Genomic DNA, 13,273 nt, shown 5'->3' with positions numbered 1-13,273 from the left:
TGATCAGAGATCGTCAGTGTAACCCAAGCTGCGTAACGCACGTTCGTCGTCTGCCCAGCCGGATTTTACTTTCACCCACAGCTCAAGGTGAATTTTTGCTTCAAACATCTGCTCCATATCACGACGCGCTTCGATACCGATAGTCTTGATACGGGAACCTTTGTTACCGATCACCATTTTCTTTTGGCCTTCACGCTCGACCAGGATCAGACCATGGATATCATAGCCGCCGCGATCATTGCTGACGAACTGCTCGATCTCAACCGTCACCGAGTAAGGCAATTCTGCCCCCAGGAAACGCATCAATTTTTCACGGATGATCTCAGAGGCCATAAAGCGCTGTGAACGATCAGTGACATACTCTTCCGGGAAGTGATGCTCCGCTTCCGGTAACAGTTTATGCACGATGGAGGCGATGGTATCCACGTTCTTGCCGTCTTCAGCACAGATCGGCACCACATCCATAAAGTTCATTTTCTGCGCTAAGGTCTGGATATGTGGCAGCAGAATCGACTTATCTTGCAGATTATCAATTTTGTTGATCGCTAGCAGCACTGGCGCTTTACCGGCTTTCAGTTTACCGAGCACCATTTCGTCATCGTCGGTCCAGCGCGTCCCTTCCACCACAAAAATCACCAGCTCAACGTCACCGATTGAACTGCTCGCTGCACGGTTCATCAGGCGGTTGATCGCCCGCTTCTCTTCCATATGCAGGCCTGGGGTATCCACGTAGATCGCCTGATAGTTATCACGGGTATCGATACCCATAATACGGTGGCGGGTGGTCTGTGGCTTCCGCGAGGTGATAGAAACCTTCTGCCCCAGTAATTGGTTCAGCAGGGTGGATTTGCCGACATTAGGCCGACCAACGATTGCGATAAAACCGCAATGGGGTGTTTGTTCGCTCATTCAATTCCTAACTTAATCAGCGCCTGTTCGGCGGCTGCTTGTTCTGCTTTGCGGCGGCTGGAACCTACGCCTACCACCGCGTCATCCATGCCGCTCACTTGGCAATGGATCGTAAATTCCTGATCATGGGCTTCCCCGCGCACCTGTACTACCAAGTAAGAAGGCAATGGCAGGTGACGGCCCTGCAGAAACTCCTGCAGGCGAGTTTTCGGGTCTTTCTGTTTGTCACCTGGGCTTATTGCCTCAAGGCGACTGTGATACCAGTTAAGGATAAGTGTTTCGATCTGCTGGATATCACTGTCGAGGAAAATCCCGCCAATCAGCGCTTCGACGGCATCAGCCAAGATCGATTCACGGCGAAAACCACCGCTTTTCAGTTCTCCCGGCCCCAGACGTAAACATTCACCCAGTTCAAACTCGCGAGCCATTTCGGCCAGCGTATTTCCCCGCACCAGGGTCGCACGCATACGACTCATATCCCCTTCATCGACGCGTGGAAAACGCTGATATAAGGCATTAGCAATCACATAACTCAGAATTGAATCTCCCAGAAATTCAAGACGTTCATTATGTTTACTGCTGGCACTGCGATGGGTTAACGCTTGCTGTAGTAATTCTGCTTGAGAAAAAGTATAGCCCAGTTTGCGCTGGAGCTTATTAATCAGGATGGGGTTCATGCGTTTCCAGTCTTCTTTTTACGTCTGTTACTCTGCACAGGGAACAGGGCTGAAGCAGCTCTCTCTGTTTCCTGTGCAGTGGCACTGTGCCAAGGTAAGAAACAAGGCCCGCAAGGCGGGCCCACAATACAACTTAATGAATACCGCCGATACGGCTAAGGCGGACGCCGGTTGGCCATTGGCCTTCCTGCTTGTTAAAGCTCATCCAGATAGCAACTGCTTTACCTACCAAGTTTTTCTCAGGCACAAAGCCCCAATAACGGCTGTCAGCACTGTTATCACGGTTATCCCCCATCATAAAGTACTCACCGGCAGGAACCACCCAAGTTGCTGGCTGCTGACCCGGCTGCTGATAATACTGACCGACTTGGCTCTGCGCTTGGTTAATCAGCAGAATATTATGGGTCACATCGCCGAGAGTCTCTTTACGGGTCCCTAAACGCAGGCCACCTTTCATGGTCTGGTCCTGAGGCACCTGATAGAAGCCATTACCCACTTCATTACCATCGAAACCACTAAAGGTCTGAATAAATTTACTCGGTTCCATGTCGGAATACGTTACCGGCACGGCGTTACCACAATGCCCTTCTCCGCATCCAGGGGTGATGGTCAGAGTTTTGCTTAAAGGATCGAAGACAATTTTATCCCCTGGTAGACCAATGACTCGCTTGATGTAATCAACACTGGGATCTTTCGGGTATTTGAATACCGCGATATCCCCGCGCTGCGGATGACCGGTTGGGATCAGCGTGGTCTGGGTGATAGGATCCTTCAGACCATAAGCAAACTTCTCCACTAAAATAAAGTCGCCGATCAACAGCGTCGGCATCATCGATGCCGACGGGATCTGGAACGGTTCAAATATAAAAGAGCGCACGACAAAAACGACAAATAATACCGGGAATACCGACACTGCCGTTTCAACCCAACCGGGTTTGCGGTCGATGGCTTTCACCGCACTGTTATCCAGACCGTTACCTGTCTGTGCCTGCGCCTGTTGCTGTTTCAAACGGCGAGCTGGTGCCCACTTAAATTTATCGATGCACCAAATGATGCCGGTTAGCAGGGTTGCCAGTGCCAGGATCAGTGCAAACATATTTGCCATGCCAAGTCCTTATTTAGTGTCCTTGCCTACGTGCAGAATGGCTAAAAACGCTTCCTGCGGGAGCTCAACATTCCCGACCTGCTTCATGCGTTTTTTACCGTCTTTCTGTTTCTGCAACAGTTTCTTCTTACGACTGACGTCACCGCCATAACATTTTGCCAGTACGTTTTTACGCAGCTGTTTAACCGTAGAACGGGCAATAATGTGGTTACCGATCGCCGCCTGAATCGCGATATCAAACTGCTGACGCGGGATCAATTCTTTCATTTTCTCGACAAATTCACGTCCGCGATACTGCGAGTTATCACGGTGAGTGATCAGTGCCAGCGCATCTACACGTTCGGAGTTGATCAGGACATCAACCCTTACCATATCAGAGGCCTGGAAGCGTTTGAAATTATAATCTAGGGATGCATAACCACGAGAGGTCGATTTCAGGCGATCGAAGAAATCGAGCACCACTTCCGCCATAGGGATTTCATAGGTCAGCGCAACCTGGTTACCGTGGTAGACCATGTTGGTCTGCACGCCACGCTTCTCGATACAGAGCGTGATCACATTACCCAAGAACTCCTGTGGCAGCAGCATATGACATTCAGCAATCGGCTCACGCAATTCTTCGATATTGTTCAGCGGCGGCAGCTTAGACGGGCTATCGACATAGACGATACCGCCATCAGTGGTCTGCACCTCATAAACCACCGTCGGGGCTGTAGTGATCAGATCGAGGTTATACTCACGTTCCAGGCGCTCCTGAATGATTTCCATGTGCAGCAGCCCCAGGAAGCCACAACGGAAACCGAAGCCCAGCGCGGTAGAACTTTCCGGCTCATAGAACAATGAGGCATCGTTAAGGCTCAATTTACCTAAGGCATCACGGAAGGCTTCGTAATCATCAGAGCTCACAGGGAACAGACCGGCATAGACCTGCGGCTTCACTTTTTTAAAGCCTGGCAACGCCTTGTCTGCTGGATGTTTGGCACTGGTTAGGGTGTCACCTACAGGCGCGCCAAGAATATCTTTGATCGCACACACCAGCCAGCCTACTTCACCACAATGCAATTCAGTGCGGTCGACACGCTTCGGTGTAAATATCCCCAAGCGGTCAGCATTGTATTGCTGGCCAGTGGACATCACCTTAATTTTCTCACCCTTACGCAGGGTGCCGCTTTTAATACGGACCAGTGATACCACACCCAAGTAGTTATCAAACCAGGAATCAATAATCAGCGCCTGCAATGGACCTTCTGGGTCCCCTTCCGGTGGTGGAATGTCACGTACCAGACGTTCTAACACCTCCGGGACACCGACGCCGGTTTTAGCGGAACAGCGTACTGCATCCGTAGCATCAATCCCGACAATGTCTTCAATTTCCTGAGCCACTTTCTCCGGGTCTGCTGCTGGCAGATCAATTTTGTTCAGGACAGGGACCACTTCGAGGTCCATTTCTATTGCGGTATAGCAATTTGCCAAGGTCTGAGCTTCAACGCCTTGCCCAGCATCTACCACTAACAGTGCTCCTTCACAGGCAGCCAGCGAACGGGACACTTCATAAGAAAAGTCAACGTGGCCCGGGGTATCGATAAAGTTCAGCTGATAGACCTGACCATCCGGAGAGGTATAGTCGAGTGTGACACTCTGCGCTTTGATGGTAATACCACGCTCACGTTCCAGATCCATGGAATCCAGGACCTGAGCAGCCATTTCGCGATCGGTTAATCCGCCGCAAGTCTGGATCAGGCGATCAGAAAGTGTCGATTTGCCGTGATCGATGTGCGCGATAATGGAAAAGTTTCTTATATGCTTCATTTATATGAATATCTTCGCGTAAAAACGTCTGTTGAATACCCGGGCACAGAGATGATCAGTCACATCACTTGTGACTCGTGTGGAGCCAGCCTCATTAATGAGGATGCATATTACACTGTTAGCGCCCGCTACGAAAGGCGCTGACTGGGGGTAATTTCATGCAGAAAGGGGGACAGTAGCTGACAGAAAGGTCGGCCCCAGTCTAACCGCCATCACTCATAGTTTGCGGTATCGACTCGCAAGGCATCTGGAGGTAAGGCAACACTGAGGATCACCGGCTGGAAAGCCTCTTTGCTGCCAATCATGGCAGCAATGCCTTTTGACAGGATAAAGCCACCGCACCCACCCAACAATGCCCCACAGGCAGAGGCCAGATCGCTGTGAAACAACGCCTGAAACAGACCGGCAACCGCAAACAGCCCCACTAACGGCGTCATATAGACCAATAACGCCGATCCAAGCAGGCTGCTTTCACGAATACCGAGTTCAATTCGCTGGCCCGATTTCAGTGGCTGGCGGCTGGCAACCTTAATCACTTCCGCGTCCTCCGGCCCAAGCTTATTCAGCAAATGGCTACCACAGCCTTTGCGGGCGTTGCAGCTATTACAGGACGTCTTCGCTTCGGTATGTAAGGTGGCGATACCGTTTTCCCATGACGCCACCGTTGCCCATTCTTTCATCATAATCAGTTACCCACATTAACATTATCTGCAATACGTTTAGCCGTAGCTGCAGGTAATTCACCCACGACGCTAATTTCCTTATTATTACGTACTTCCATCTGTATCGTACGTCGTCCAGTGCGGAATGTTTGGTTCAGGCTGTTTTTATCGGCCGTGGTGACATTGACCGTAAAGCTAAACAGCCCATCTGAGTATAACCGAGTTTCAAATGCTTTATTTAAGTTCGGCATCTGACGGCGGGTTTGGGAAATCATCTGCATTCCCGCCGGTATCCATTGTGCGGTCCAGTTAAAACTGGCTTTGGTGCCCTCTGGCAGAGTAAGCACCGGTGGCAAATTAGCACTTTTCAGGCCAGCCATCAGATTACTGACGCCTTTATCCACTGCAAAACTGACCACGCGGAACTGTTCGATAGGCTCTCCATCCTGGTCAAGCAAATCTACACGTAACGGCAGTGAGGTATCAGAATCCAACCAAATTACGTAGCTGAATCGTGAACCGTCTCGAGAAACCACCCGCAATACATCACACATCTGATCAGCGACCCGGGAACGGCCGACAGGAATAAAGTCATAGTAATTTTGCAGGCGAGCGAAATCAGCGTAGAGAATGGATGGCAGGCCATCGAGGATATGTTCCCCTGGCAGGGTAAAAGGCTCTAAACCCGATTCAAAATAACTGATGTCGTTACCACGCTGAATCACTTCACGGCGCGGTCCGTCCATCTGTAATAACTGGGCATAAGTCTGGCCATCAACCAAAGCATGGCGATAACGCAGAGACTCAATTCCCTGTCGGGAGACATTGATGTAAGCCAGTTCGTAATCTAGGTGGGTCGTGGCGTTTTCCATCTGCTGAAGCATTGCCGCCGGTACAGGTTTCTGCACCGTGGCAAATGCTGAAGACGTAAAACACCCGGCCAGTGCGGCGGCAAGGAGTAAACGTTTTTTCATTACTGCTGCTGAATACCCAGAGACTGATTACCCGGTACGCTAGCTTGCGCCTGCATAGGAACGCCGGATTCGAACTGATCGTTATTCAGACGACGCTGCAGTTCGTAATCCTGGAGCATAGCATTAACGTGTTGCTGTTGTTCCTGCACCTGACGCGACGCCGAGCCAGCATCAAAGATATCGGAGGGCACACCCAAGCTTACCGGTGACGCTTTGCCCATCATCGGCAAGGTATTAAATGCCGGGCTGTCGGACCCTTCACTGGCATGACCAGGCTGGCTGCTGCCGTAATGTTGAACACCCATGATCACCACCAGCGAGACACAAGCGGCCACACCGGCCTGGACCAGCTGTGATGCCCAAGCACGCTTTTTGCCGAAAAACGGCATTTTGCTCCAGCGTGAAGGCTCAGGCTGTGCTTCAGGGATCAAGGTCGACACATTGCTGTGCAACGGTTCCTCTGCAATGGCTTCAGCCACTTTAGCGGAGATATCAAAGTGCATCTGCGCAGGGAGATCACCGCGGATCGTGTCACGGATCAGGTGATAACTTTCCCAGCGCTGCTGCAATTCAGTGTCATCGGCCAGAGATGTCAGCAGTGACTTATCTAAGACTTCACCGTCCATAAACGCGGAAAGCTGTTCTTTCTGCATGCCTTTTACCTTTCGAGTAGCCGCTATCATTAACGTTGGATCAGCGGTTGAACTTTGTTATCAATAGCCTCACGGGCCCTGAAAATACGGGAACGCACGGTTCCCACCGGACAATCCATGATCCCGGCAATCTCTTCGTAACTCAGACCGTCAATTTCACGAAGAGTAATTGCCATCCGCAAGTCCTCAGGTAATGTTTCTATTGTACGAAAGACAATTTGTTTCAATTCCTCTGACAACATTAAGTTCTCAGGGTTCGAAATTTCTTTTAAAACCCCTGCACTTTCGAAATTTTCTGCTTCTGAAGCGTCAACATCCGTAGAGGGCGGCCGGCGTCCCTGTGCCACCAAATAGTTCTTCGCGGTGTTGACGGCAATCCGGTATAGCCAGGTATAGAAAGCGCTATCGCCGCGGAACGATTCCAGTGCGCGGTAGGCTTTTATAAATGATTCCTGTACCACATCCGGTACGTCTCCCGGGGGTACATAACGCGACACGAGACCCGCCACTTTATGCTGGTAACGAAGCACCAGTAAATTGAATGACTTCTGATCTCCTTTCTGGACGCGCTCAACAAGAACCTGGTCTGCTAACTGCTCGCTCATCCGAGGTCGTATCCCCACAAAATTTGTTCCATACCCAATAAATCACCAGCACATCTTTATTCATTATGAGCAAGCAACCTCTTGGAGCTAGAACGTTAAAAAAAGTTCAATTTTCTTACGCTACGTTCCGGTAATACCGGTCAACATAGCTTCCACCGGTCATTCCGGCCAGATAACCTGCACTACTTGCGCCGCTGTCTGCTTCAGACTGCGCGCAAAAGCGAAAACACTGGCGGCAGGTTACCCTATCCCCCGCCACTTTTCATCTTTAACACCGCGCATTTGGAGGCGTCAACGCTGGGCTGAACAGAAAGATGAGTTCTATACCCACGACCTCATGCCAAACACTCTCCCCGAAGGATAGAGGCTGTCGATAGATTCAGGGGGATTAACCTGATTTACGCAGATAAAAGGCCTCTGTCAGCTGACGATAAGCAGCAGAGTACTGCTGAACGTCATCACGGATCATCAGTTGCTGGTGAGTAACCGCCCCCGGCTGACGCGACAAGACACTTATTAAGCGGTGCGCTTTACGCTGCGGCAGTTCGCTGATAAGGGTTAAACCGCGTAAAAACCAGCCTTGTTGCTCCGCCAAAGTGACCAGTGACTCTCCTGCCTCTACTGGCAGAATAGTACAAAACTGCCCTGTCGGCAGTAACCGCTGACGGGCCGTTTCCAGAAGCGCCTCATGGGTTAGGCTGTCAGTATAACGGGCAGTGGCACGAGCATCGTTACGACAAGCTACCCCAGGGGAAAAATAAGGGGGATTGCTGACGATGAGTCCATAGCGGCGGCTGAACGCAGGGTCCCATTGTAGAATATCCCCTTGGTGGATCTGGATAGCCGCCGCCCAGGGAGACTCCGCTACATTCTGCCGTGACTGTCTCACCGCCGCAGCGTCCAGCTCAACGCCCTCCACTGTCACAGCCTGTCCGGCAGTCTGTAGCCGCTGAGCTAGCATCAGAGCAATTAAGCCGCTGCCGCTGCCAATGTCCAACACCGGTCCTTGAGTCGGTAAAGGTGCCGCCGCCCCTAAAATAATTCCGTCGGTACTCACTTTCATGCCACACTGATCGTGTGCGACAAAAAACTGCCGGAAGGTAAACCCGTTTTTCCTTAATGCATGTGTACCCGGCATTCGTTGTCTCCTGCATCGTTGTGTGCCACGGCTCATTACACACAGTGTAACCGGCTGAAAAAAATATTGCCGCTGGAAAACAGCACAGAACCGCCCCGCGCCTCTGTAAGCACACTTCCTATACACTGAATCGCAGACAATTGATGAAGATTCCGTCCGAAGTGTCTATAATCGGCGCCCCAAACAGAGGTAGACCATGACTGTAACCACTTTTTCCGATCTAGAACTTGATGAAACCCTGCTGAATGCCTTGCAGGATAAGCACTATTCACGTCCGACAGCAGTACAGGCTGAGGCGATCCCCCCGGCTCTGGAAGGACGTGATGTCCTGGGTTCAGCACCAACAGGTACCGGAAAAACGGCCGCATTCTTATTGCCCGCCTTACAGCATCTGCTCGACTTCCCCCGCAAAAAATCGGGGCCACCGCGTATTCTGATCCTGACACCGACCCGTGAATTGGCGATGCAGGTTGCTGACCAAGCACGGGAACTGGCGAAATATACCCGTCTGGATATCTCGACCATTACCGGTGGGGTAGCATATATGAACCACGCGGAAGTATTCAGCACCAATCAGGACGTGGTCGTCGCCACCACGGGACGCCTGCTGCAATACATCAAAGAAGAAAACTTTGACTGTCGCGCCGTAGAAACCCTGATCCTTGATGAAGCCGATCGCATGCTGGACATGGGGTTTGCTCAAGATATTGAGACTATCGCTGCGGAAACACGCTGGCGGAAACAGACCCTGTTGTTCTCTGCGACCCTGGAAGGGGAACATATTGAGGAGTTCGCCGAACGTATTCTTAACGAGCCAGTAGTGATTGGCTCGGAACCAAGCCGTCGTGAACGCAAAAAGATCCAGCAATGGTATTACCGCGCCGATAACCTTGAGCACAAAACCAAGCTGCTGATCCATCTGCTACAACAACCTGAGGCCACCCGTTCTATCGTTTTTGTTCGCAAACGTGAACGTCTACATGAAGTGGCAGAATGGTTACGCCAAGCAGGGATCCGCTGCAGCCACCTAGAAGGTGAAATGGTACAGGCCAAACGTACCGAGGCCATCAAACGCTTAAACGAAGGCGTAGTAAACGTCCTAGTCGCGACCGACGTGGCTGCCCGAGGTATCGATATTGACGATATCTCCCACGTGATCAACTTTGACCTGCCAAGAACGGCTGACACCTATCTGCACCGTATCGGCCGCACTGGTCGTGCCGGACGCAAAGGAACTGCGCTATCGCTGGTCGAAGCCCATGATAACGAACTGCTGTTGAAAATTGGCCGCTACCTGAACGAACCATTAAAAGCCCGAACTATCGAAGGATTACGACCGACTACACGTGCACCTTCTGCCACCGGCCCGAAAAAAGCCTCTAAGCGTCAGTTAGAAAAACGTAAAGAGAAGAAAAAAGCGGAAGAGAAAAAGCCAAGAGTAAAAGTGCGCCATCGCGACACCAAAAATGTCGGTAAGCGTCGTAAACCTGCTAGCACGCAGACTAGCGAACAGAACGATCAATAACTGTTCTCAAAAACACCATACCTACAAAAAAATCGCCCATCACGGGCGATTTTTTTAGGTAACAGCCTGGGTTTTAGGCAGTAGGGCCACTGCGCGGTCATATCAGTGAATAAACACCTGCTTCTCACTCTAACTGATTGAATTTCTCCCAGTACCTGCGCCCCCTTACAGGCTTTCTGTAAAGGTACGGGTGATCACATCACGCTGCTGTTCCGGTGTCAGAGAATTGAAGCGCACCGCATACCCGGAAACACGGATCGTCAGCTGCGGATACTTTTCAGGGTGTTTCACCGCATCTTCCAGTGTCTCACGGCGCAGAACATTGACGTTCAGATGCTGGCCGCCTTCAACCCGCACTTGCGGTGTCACATCCAGCGGAACTTCACGATATTCAATCTCCCCCAACTCCTGTAAATCCACAACCTGATCTGCCTGATAAACGCTTTTGGCACACAGGCAGCGGGCTTGGGCTTTCTCTTCATCCAGTAGCCAGAACGAATTTACAAGTGCAGCATTCGGTGATTGGGTAATTTGAATTCCATTAATCATAGTTGCCTCCCCGGCAGTTTTGGTCAACCAAAGTCACGACTGGGATAACGCTGAGGGTATTGTATAACCATCAACCACTGTTCAGTCTTTGACCTTTATCAACAAATCCTTACGGCGATAACGTCCAAAATTCTAACCTGATGATATAATTAGCTTTAAACACTAAATTATGTTTGTAATATTTAAAATTTATTTGATGAGCTTTGCAGGCGAAAGACTCACACTACGCTGACCGACCACCCCCCGGGAGAGAACAATGACGACAGTCACATGGCATGATGTGCTGGCAGAAGAGAAACAACAGCCCTACTTTACCGATACCCTACACACTGTGGCGCAGAGAAGAGCTGAAGGGATTACTGTCTACCCGCCACAGAAAGAGGTGTTTAACGCCTTTCGGCTGACAGAACTGCATCAGGTTCGGGTGGTGATCCTTGGACAGGACCCGTATCACGGTGCCGGTCAAGCCCACGGGCTGGCATTCTCGGTACTGCCGGGTGTGGCGATCCCCCCTTCCCTGCTGAATATGTACAAAGAGCTGGAGAAAGAGTTCCCTGGCTTTGAACGGCCAGACCATGGCTATCTGGCAAGCTGGGCCAGTCAAGGGATACTACTGCTGAACACGGTACTCACTGTGGAGGCCGGAAAGGCCCATTCTCACGCCAAACTGGGTTGGGAGCAGTTTACCGATAAAGTGATTGAGCAAATCAATCAGCACCGTGAAGGGATCGTATTTTTGTTGTGGGGCGCGCACGCGCAGAAGAAAGGGAAAATTATCGATCGCCAAAAACATCATGTTTTACAGGCGCCACATCCGTCACCGCTTTCAGCGCACCGCGGTTTTTTTGGCTGCGGCCATTTCGCAGAGACTAACCGTTTACTGGAAGCGGCTGGCCAGACACCGATTAACTGGATGCCAGAGCGCTGACAAAGGCCGACGACAACGGCAGGCGTTGCCCACCGTTGTCGCTTTCAGCGCAGAACGCCCATCAAGAATACTCTGCGCTAAACCATTAGGCTTTTGCTTTAGACACGGCCACCATCGCCGGACGCAGCAGGCGGCCGTTCAGGGTATAACCGTTTTGCATCACCATCAGTACATGGTTAGGAGCAACGTCGTCTGATTCCATCATCGACATCGCCTGGTGCAGTTCAGGGTTAAAAGGTACATGGGTTTCACCCACCACTTCCACACCAAACTTACGGACAGCACCTAATAATGATTTCAGGGTCAGCTCGATCCCTTCAATCATTGAGGCCAGCTCTGGGTTGCTCTTATCAGCTACCTGTAACGCACGTTCCAGGTTATCGATAACCGGCAACAATTCGTTAGAGAACTTTTCCAACGCAAACTTGTGGGCTTTCTCGATATCCAGCTCGGTACGGCGACGGATGTTCTCGATTTCCGCTTGAGCACGCACCTGTGCTTCACGGACGCCGCCACTCAGTTGGGCCACTTCAGCTTCCAGCTCTGCGATACGCTGATCACGGCCATCTGCTTCACCGTGGGTCTCTGCCTGTTCAGTGGTAGCCTGTTGTTCTGCGGCCTGCTCTTCTGAAAATTGCTCGTTAGGGGTATTCTGTTCTTTACTGCTCATGAAAATCTCCGCGTTTTCCATATTGATATCGCCGACAGGCTTATTATGGGGATCAAAATTCGGGATTCAAGGGACGGTGTTATTTAGACAACGGATTTGCCCTAAGGACTTACCTGCAAATGAATAAATTATTTAAATGTATTGGCATTGTCGGCCATCCGCGTCATAGCCATGCACTAGCGACACACGAAATGCTCTGCCACTGGCTACTGAGTGAAGGCTATCAGGTGATCGTCGAACAGCAGATTGCAGAAGATCTTAACCTGACGCAGGTAAAGACCGGCTCATTGGCCGAGATAGGGGAACAGGCAGATCTGGCGGTTGTGATTGGCGGAGATGGCAATATGCTCGGCGCTGCCCGAGTACTGGCACGCTATGATATTAAAGTGATTGGCGTCAACCGCGGTAATCTCGGTTTTCTGACGGATTTAGACCCAGAAAATGCCCGTCAACAACTAGCGGAGGTCCTGCAAGGCCACTTCTTTACCGAACAACGCTTTTTGCTGGAAGCGCACGTCAAGCGCCCTCAGCATAGCACCCGCAGTGCCACGGCGATCAACGAAGTGGTGCTGCACCCCGGTAAAGTCGCCCATATGATCGAATTTGAAGTCTATATCGACAATAATTTCGCCTTCTCCCAGCGTTCCGACGGACTGATCATTGCCACGCCAACCGGTTCCACCGCCTATTCGCTGTCTGCCGGTGGCCCAATCCTTACCCCTGGGCTGGAAGCGATCAGTCTGGTGCCAATGTTCCCGCATACCTTGTCGGCACGGCCATTGGTGATCAACAGCAACAGTGAGATCCATCTGCGTTTTTCTTCACTCCGCAGTGACCTAGAAGTCAGTTGTGACAGCCAGATTGCACTGCCGATCCGCGAAGGGGATGAAGTCTTAGTGAAGCGTAGTCCGCAGCATCTGGATTTGATCCATCCGAAGAATTACAACTACTTCAATACATTAAGTACGAAGCTGGGCTGGTCGAAAAAATTGTTTTAAAAAATGGGCCGCCACTCTTTACTGTAAAAAAAAGCGGCTTATACTGTATAAAAAAACAGTCATGTTTTTCT

General features: G+C 51.0%; 14 protein-coding genes. 3 read left to right on the top strand and 11 right to left on the bottom strand.

The window, feature by feature from the left end; translation table 11 throughout:
• Nucleotides 1-3: 3 nt before the first annotated feature.
• From era to DW47_RS0114045, 9 genes are all read right to left on the bottom strand, one after another.
• Complete coding sequence (era, locus tag DW47_RS0114085) at nucleotides 4-909, bottom strand: GTPase Era (RefSeq protein WP_029687066.1); 906 nt, start codon at nucleotides 907-909, stop codon at nucleotides 4-6.
• Complete coding sequence (gene rnc, locus DW47_RS0114080) at nucleotides 906-1,586, bottom strand: ribonuclease III (RefSeq protein ID WP_029687065.1); 681 nt, start codon at nucleotides 1,584-1,586, stop codon at nucleotides 906-908. The genes era and rnc overlap by 4 nt, the downstream gene beginning before the upstream one ends.
• Nucleotides 1,587-1,719: 133 nt before the next feature.
• Nucleotides 1,720-2,691 (bottom strand): signal peptidase I, encoded by a 972-nt coding sequence (gene lepB, locus DW47_RS0114075; RefSeq protein WP_029687064.1) that lies wholly within the window; start codon nucleotides 2,689-2,691, stop codon nucleotides 1,720-1,722.
• A gap of 9 nt (nucleotides 2,692-2,700) precedes the next feature.
• Entirely contained in the window at nucleotides 2,701-4,500 is a 1,800-nt protein-coding gene (gene lepA / locus DW47_RS0114070) for a translation elongation factor 4 (RefSeq protein ID WP_029687063.1), read from the bottom strand.
• 212 nt (nucleotides 4,501-4,712) lie between these two features.
• The gene (gene rseC / locus DW47_RS0114065) at nucleotides 4,713-5,183 is read right to left on the bottom strand and encodes a SoxR-reducing system protein RseC (RefSeq protein ID WP_029687062.1); all 471 of its coding nucleotides are present in this window, start codon (nucleotides 5,181-5,183) and stop codon (nucleotides 4,713-4,715) included.
• A gap of 2 nt (nucleotides 5,184-5,185) precedes the next feature.
• On the bottom strand, nucleotides 5,186-6,136 hold the full coding sequence (gene rseB, locus DW47_RS0114060; protein ID WP_029687061.1) for a sigma-E factor regulatory protein RseB: 951 nt from the start codon (nucleotides 6,134-6,136) through the stop codon (nucleotides 5,186-5,188).
• Nucleotides 6,136-6,789: an anti-sigma-E factor RseA gene (gene rseA, locus DW47_RS0114055; RefSeq protein ID WP_029687060.1), complete on the bottom strand. Its 654-nt coding sequence runs from the start codon at nucleotides 6,787-6,789 to the stop codon at nucleotides 6,136-6,138. Before rseA ends, rseB begins: the two co-directional genes overlap by 1 nt.
• Before the next feature lie 29 nt (nucleotides 6,790-6,818).
• Nucleotides 6,819-7,394 carry an RNA polymerase sigma factor RpoE gene (gene rpoE / locus DW47_RS0114050; protein WP_029687059.1) on the bottom strand — a complete coding sequence of 192 codons (576 nt, stop codon included), beginning with the start codon at nucleotides 7,392-7,394 and terminating at the stop codon, nucleotides 6,819-6,821.
• 388 nt (nucleotides 7,395-7,782) lie between these two features.
• Nucleotides 7,783-8,532, bottom strand: coding sequence for a tRNA1(Val) (adenine(37)-N6)-methyltransferase (locus tag DW47_RS0114045; RefSeq protein ID WP_029687058.1), 750 nt, complete (start codon nucleotides 8,530-8,532; stop codon nucleotides 7,783-7,785).
• 196 nt (nucleotides 8,533-8,728) lie between these two features.
• Here DW47_RS0114045 and srmB point away from each other — a divergent pair, with 196 nt between their 5' ends.
• On the top strand, nucleotides 8,729-10,057 hold the full coding sequence (gene srmB, locus DW47_RS0114040) for an ATP-dependent RNA helicase SrmB (RefSeq protein WP_029687057.1): 1,329 nt from the start codon (nucleotides 8,729-8,731) through the stop codon (nucleotides 10,055-10,057).
• Nucleotides 10,058-10,222: 165 nt separating this feature from the next.
• Here the strand turns inward: srmB and grcA are convergent, their stop codons facing one another.
• The gene (gene grcA / locus DW47_RS0114035; RefSeq protein ID WP_029687056.1) at nucleotides 10,223-10,606 is read right to left on the bottom strand and encodes an autonomous glycyl radical cofactor GrcA; all 384 of its coding nucleotides are present in this window, start codon (nucleotides 10,604-10,606) and stop codon (nucleotides 10,223-10,225) included.
• A gap of 256 nt (nucleotides 10,607-10,862) precedes the next feature.
• Here grcA and ung point away from each other — a divergent pair, with 256 nt between their 5' ends.
• On the top strand, nucleotides 10,863-11,534 hold the full coding sequence (ung, locus tag DW47_RS0114030; protein ID WP_029687055.1) for a uracil-DNA glycosylase: 672 nt from the start codon (nucleotides 10,863-10,865) through the stop codon (nucleotides 11,532-11,534).
• Nucleotides 11,535-11,619: 85 nt separating this feature from the next.
• Here the strand turns inward: ung and grpE are convergent, their stop codons facing one another.
• The gene (grpE, locus tag DW47_RS0114025) at nucleotides 11,620-12,204 is read right to left on the bottom strand and encodes a nucleotide exchange factor GrpE (RefSeq protein ID WP_029687054.1); all 585 of its coding nucleotides are present in this window, start codon (nucleotides 12,202-12,204) and stop codon (nucleotides 11,620-11,622) included.
• A gap of 119 nt (nucleotides 12,205-12,323) precedes the next feature.
• Here grpE and nadK point away from each other — a divergent pair, with 119 nt between their 5' ends.
• Entirely contained in the window at nucleotides 12,324-13,202 is an 879-nt protein-coding gene (gene nadK, locus DW47_RS0114020; protein WP_029687053.1) for an NAD(+) kinase, read from the top strand.
• The last annotated feature ends 71 nt before the right edge of the window (nucleotides 13,203-13,273 follow it).

It is taken from the genome of Tatumella saanichensis (assembly GCF_000439375.1).
GTDB classification, from domain to species: Bacteria; Pseudomonadota; Gammaproteobacteria; order Enterobacterales; family Enterobacteriaceae; genus Tatumella; species Tatumella saanichensis.
The sequence above is the reverse complement of the archived record's forward strand: the minus strand, read 5'-3'. Positions and strand labels throughout refer to the sequence as shown.

Excerpts from the sequence above, each read along its gene's own strand:
- rseA (WP_029687060.1), bottom strand. The coding sequence starts at position 6,789 with ATGCAGAAAGAACAGCTTTCCGCGTTTATGGACGGTGAAGTCTTAGAT.
- srmB (WP_029687057.1), top strand. The coding sequence starts at position 8,729 with ATGACTGTAACCACTTTTTCCGATCTAGAACTTGATGAAACCCTGCTG.
- DW47_RS0114045 (WP_029687058.1), bottom strand. The coding sequence starts at position 8,532 with ATGCCGGGTACACATGCATTAAGGAAAAACGGGTTTACCTTCCGGCAG.
- nadK (WP_029687053.1), top strand. The coding sequence starts at position 12,324 with ATGAATAAATTATTTAAATGTATTGGCATTGTCGGCCATCCGCGTCAT.
- grcA (WP_029687056.1), bottom strand. The coding sequence starts at position 10,606 with ATGATTAATGGAATTCAAATTACCCAATCACCGAATGCTGCACTTGTA.
- rnc (WP_029687065.1), bottom strand. The coding sequence starts at position 1,586 with ATGAACCCCATCCTGATTAATAAGCTCCAGCGCAAACTGGGCTATACT.
- grpE (WP_029687054.1), bottom strand. The coding sequence starts at position 12,204 with ATGAGCAGTAAAGAACAGAATACCCCTAACGAGCAATTTTCAGAAGAG.
- era (WP_029687066.1), bottom strand. The coding sequence starts at position 909 with ATGAGCGAACAAACACCCCATTGCGGTTTTATCGCAATCGTTGGTCGG.
- rseB (WP_029687061.1), bottom strand. The coding sequence starts at position 6,136 with ATGAAAAAACGTTTACTCCTTGCCGCCGCACTGGCCGGGTGTTTTACG.
- ung (WP_029687055.1), top strand. The coding sequence starts at position 10,863 with ATGACGACAGTCACATGGCATGATGTGCTGGCAGAAGAGAAACAACAG.
- rseC (WP_029687062.1), bottom strand. The coding sequence starts at position 5,183 with ATGATGAAAGAATGGGCAACGGTGGCGTCATGGGAAAACGGTATCGCC.
- rpoE (WP_029687059.1), bottom strand. The coding sequence starts at position 7,394 with ATGAGCGAGCAGTTAGCAGACCAGGTTCTTGTTGAGCGCGTCCAGAAA.
- lepB (WP_029687064.1), bottom strand. The coding sequence starts at position 2,691 with ATGGCAAATATGTTTGCACTGATCCTGGCACTGGCAACCCTGCTAACC.
- lepA (WP_029687063.1), bottom strand. The coding sequence starts at position 4,500 with ATGAAGCATATAAGAAACTTTTCCATTATCGCGCACATCGATCACGGC.